Consider the following 3,602-nt stretch of genomic DNA (forward strand, 5'->3'; position numbering starts at 1 on the left):
CACCGCCACCGCCACCGTCACCGCCACCATCACCACCATCACCGCCACCATCACCACCATCGCCACCACCACCGCCATTACCACCACCACCATCACCACCACCATCACCACCACCATCACCACCACCATCACCACCACCATCACCACCACCATCACCGTCACCACCGCCATCACTAACGCAGGTGGAACCGTTCCATGTGTACCCAGGAACACCATGACAGGGGTCTGGTTCGTCTGGGTCATCGCCATCACCATCGCCATCACCACCGCCACCATCGCCCGGATCAGGAGCGTTCAGCGGGTCGCCAGACATGTCACCGGGGGTCAAGTTAAAGCCGGAGCAAGATTCGCCAGTACCCTGGACGATGTAATTGCAGTAACCGGTGTCGGTCGAGCCGGAGACCAGATAGCAGGAGCCAGCGAAGCTGGAGGCAGATTCATAACTGCAACTGGAGGTGCAAGTGCCATCGACATCACTCGCAGATGCCAAGACGTAATTTTTGCCGTTGCTATTGAATATGGGAGAGTCTGGGCCGCGAACTAACAGGGTTTCACCGACAGTTGCAGAGCAGCCCAAGGAACACTTCCAAGTTGATTCATCAAGAGTCTGCCCTTCAGGACAAGAGAATGTAGGATAAACAGTAAACTGTTTTTTTAGTCTAGGTCGATCATCAAATATTCTACAAGCTGGCAGGTTAGGGTAAGGCCGGTTCGGCACACCCTGCAAAACCCACGATTCAATATAATAAGAGCGGCCGTTAAGATCTTCATCAGCATATTTTTGAGCGGCCATTTCACAAACCTGTTCGGGACTGTCACCATAAAAAATTACAGGCGTACTGAACTGGAGACGCCAACTCCCTTCATCATTGCCATAGGCTAACGATGACAGAAACAGCAAAGTAAAAAACAATATCCGCCGCATAATCACACCTGTTCCTTATGAGGTGAAAATGATGTTCATACCGATCAACCAAACAACGAGGATGTATAGCGACATTTTCAGACCCTCAAAGAAAAGCAGCCCCGAAGGGCCGCTGTTCCAGACTATTAACGCAACCGGCGATAGAGCGTGAAGCCCACCAGCATGATGGCACCGAAGATCAGCAGCGCGCCGATGATCTCACCAGCGGAGACACCGCCACCGGTGATCTCATTGATAACACCGGCTGTGTCGATGGCAGCGTGGGCTGCGGGTGAAATGACAGCTACAGCGGCAACAGCACCGCCAATACGGGCACCATAACGACGAACAGCATTCATTGGTTTCATGGGTAAATCCTCACTCAGATGTTGCGGCCGAATTTAGAGACGCCAGCAGTCTGCGGCCGACATAACAGATTGCTAGAAAAGTAGCTGTAGCTCCCATGATCAAATGCAACTCATCCTGGGGAAGTTCAAACATGGGGAACATGGGCGTCATGTATTCCCATTGAGTGCAAACGGGGACGTCATTAACAATCGATAAATTGGCTAAGTCGCAGGTTAGAAAAACTTTTGACATGACAGACCCCAGAACTTAATCAAGCGGTTTTTTGAACTTGAGCGGCCAGAGGCACAAGGAACGGCTGGCACTGGAGAGAATCATACTTGCCGATCGAGAAAGAACGCTCATGCAGCATGTACTTGCCGGGTGCATATGCGGCCTGCCCCTCATCAAGCATGACCTTGGTTTTTTGCGGATAGGGAGCGTCGCCGATCTGGACCCACGCTTCCTGTTCGCGCAACTTGTAGTCATTGCCGGTACGGGCACTTTTTCCAGTGCGTTCGTTTACAAATGTGCTGTGAATTTCAAAGATCAGTTTCATAACGTTACCTTTAATAGAATATGTCGCCAAAAAATGGAGTGCCCCGCTCTACTCTGTCAACTGCCCACCAGCGCGGGGTTTTCTCACCGGCGGACTTTGATTGCTCTGATACTTGCAGAGCCTGATTCACAGACTCAACAAGCTGGTTATTCATTGTTGGGCGGCGCTGAATAGCGAGCTTTGCGCGTTCTGCCCTGGTCAAACTTGTGCCTTGAAAACTAACGGTTCTCATGACCGAACCCAATTGCCAAGATACAAGATGGCGCAGAATCCGGCATAGGTAACAATGATCAGATCAACAATTGCGATCATCATGCGACAGCCCTCAAAGGAACTACCGGCGAGCGGTACCAGGACGGTATTGGCAAGTCGTAAGTCTTGGTAACTTCCCGAGCCTGACGAACAATGACCGGTGTGAAACGTGAAGTGTCACAGACGTTTGCAATGTCGATACCGATGCGGCGCAATCTGGCACGGTGACTTTGAACAGCACTTTTTGTAAGGTCGAATTTCTGGCCGCTATACCAATTAAGTGCATACATTGCTGTAACGTTTGCAGCGTAAGTACTTTTAACGATGCCATTAACAAGCAATGTTTCCGAAATTGTTTGAAGGTCCATAGCCGTCACCTGTAACTTTTCATCAGTGCGCAAAAATTCATCATGTAATGTCTGGTATCGCGTCTCATCGAAAAGGCCCCAGAACCTAAGCCCTTCCCTGCTCAAATATTCACTTTTCAACTCTTGCTCTTGCCGTACAACGCCATGCTTTGCGCAGTAATCGCGCACTTGGCAAACGTAGGTATATTCCGGCGACTCATCACCGAACATCCGCTTCATCTTGGGTATCAGGTTCTGATCCAACTCAAAGGCTTTGTCATATGCCTTGCGGTACTGGAGGCGGACGCCGCCCTTGCGCTTGCCAGCAGCAGTCCAATCAACGGTGCGACCGTTGGGATACAGATATCCAACAGAATGGCCAATACGCTGCGTAGACAAACCTCGAAGATAGGCAAGAACGTTACCCTCCCCTACGGCCACATTCGTCGTTAAGTCGATCCGCTCGATGGTGCAACCATCGGCCCAGAGACTGGAAGAATTGCCGGTTTGCCGATGCTCAGTACGAGTGCAGCGGGTAAACGGCGGCAATCCATATTCAGCAAGCAGCATGTTGTAAACCGCGATGCACTCACCCACTGTCTTGAAGCCGAACAGGTTGTCCAGGCGGTTGATACGGCTAGGGTTGCCATCAACACGAACCTTACGACCTTGAACACTGATAGTGATCGAGCTGGAGAAGCTGCCCTCATGCTTGAAACGCGGCTGACGGCTGGTCAAAACCTCATGGGAATGGCTATCGATTGTCAGCGTGTACACGTCACAGACCACGGGCAAGTCGTGATCGTATTCCTGTGAAACTGATAACCAGTCGATAAACATTCCGTTGCTTCTCATTTTCTAAGTAATTAGATAATGAGGGGAATTTAGTTTCTTAGAATCTCAATGTCAAGCACCTTAGTAATTAGCTGTATATTGACCGCAGCAAACGAAGCAAGAGAGAACGACATGCCCACAAAGCACATTGACGATGAGACATGGAGAAAGGTCGAAAAAGAGGCGGTTAAAGCCACCATCAGCACCAAGCGTTCTATAAAAGAAACGGAAATGCTTAGGTGGTTGATTCTTAAAGGATTAGATGAGATTTCGGAGGAAGATTACGCCGAAATGGTTAAACACAAGAAGTAGACGAGAAAACGAGAATACCCCGGGAGTCCGGGGTAAAGTGGGGGTGTAA

The 3,602-nt window shown here is 50.1% G+C and carries 4 protein-coding genes and 1 pseudogene; 1 reads left to right on the forward strand and 4 read right to left on the reverse strand.

Translation table 11 applies throughout. The features are described 5' to 3' along the window. From INT39_RS22750 to INT39_RS22180, 4 genes and pseudogenes are all read right to left on the reverse strand, one after another. Nucleotides 1-490 (reverse strand): annotated as a pseudogene (locus tag INT39_RS22750) (hypothetical protein); the annotation flags it as partial. Between the two features lie 560 nt (nucleotides 491-1,050). Next, entirely contained in the window at nucleotides 1,051-1,272 is a 222-nt protein-coding gene (locus tag INT39_RS22170; RefSeq protein WP_193076135.1) for a hypothetical protein, read from the reverse strand. A gap of 251 nt (nucleotides 1,273-1,523) precedes the next feature. Then, complete coding sequence (locus INT39_RS22175) at nucleotides 1,524-1,808, reverse strand: single-stranded DNA-binding protein (protein ID WP_193076136.1); 285 nt, start codon at nucleotides 1,806-1,808, stop codon at nucleotides 1,524-1,526. Between the two features lie 311 nt (nucleotides 1,809-2,119). Next, the gene (locus INT39_RS22180; RefSeq protein ID WP_193076137.1) at nucleotides 2,120-3,247 is read right to left on the reverse strand and encodes a phage/plasmid replication protein; all 1,128 of its coding nucleotides are present in this window, start codon (nucleotides 3,245-3,247) and stop codon (nucleotides 2,120-2,122) included. Nucleotides 3,248-3,373: 126 nt separating this feature from the next. On the opposite strand from INT39_RS22180, the gene INT39_RS22185 reads away from it, so the two are divergent. After that, on the forward strand, nucleotides 3,374-3,553 hold the full coding sequence (locus INT39_RS22185; protein ID WP_193076138.1) for a hypothetical protein: 180 nt from the start codon (nucleotides 3,374-3,376) through the stop codon (nucleotides 3,551-3,553). Nucleotides 3,554-3,602 lie beyond the last annotated feature (49 nt).

The sequence above is a fragment of the Pseudomonas sp. FME51 genome, from assembly GCF_014897305.1.